Annotated in this window: 1 protein-coding gene; it reads right to left on the bottom strand. The window is 37.2% G+C overall.

All coding sequences use genetic code 11. The features are described from left to right. A partial coding sequence (locus tag ACNQ0W_RS25650; protein ID WP_417933337.1) for a hypothetical protein occupies window positions 1–266 on the bottom strand: 266 nt, incomplete at its 3' end. Between the last annotated feature and the right edge of the window lie 22 nt (window positions 267–288).

Here is a 288-nt window from a genome sequence, read left to right as displayed (position 1 = left end):
ACATTACTATTACTATCGGAAATATTGTCTTGAATAGTTTTTACTTTAATATCTCCGACCTTAGATTGCTCATTTTCCTTAACAGAAGTGTTAATCCTAAAAGGCTGGGCTTTTCCTGTTGGTTTGACATATAAAGGACCAGCTGAGACTGAAAAACGTTTGAAACCATCACCATCTTTTAAACTAAAATATGGGGAAGCGGCGGAAGTGACTGTTGGCAGAGCAAATAAGGCAGCTGTCATACAAAATAATGACTTTTTCATCATAAAAGGACTCCATGTCCGAGCA

Source organism: Enterobacter cloacae complex sp. 6730903 (genome assembly GCF_048283985.1).
Taxonomy (GTDB): Bacteria; Pseudomonadota; Gammaproteobacteria; order Enterobacterales; family Enterobacteriaceae; genus Enterobacter; species Enterobacter hormaechei_C.
Note: the sequence above shows the minus strand (reverse complement) of the source record. Positions and strands in the feature narration are given on the sequence as shown.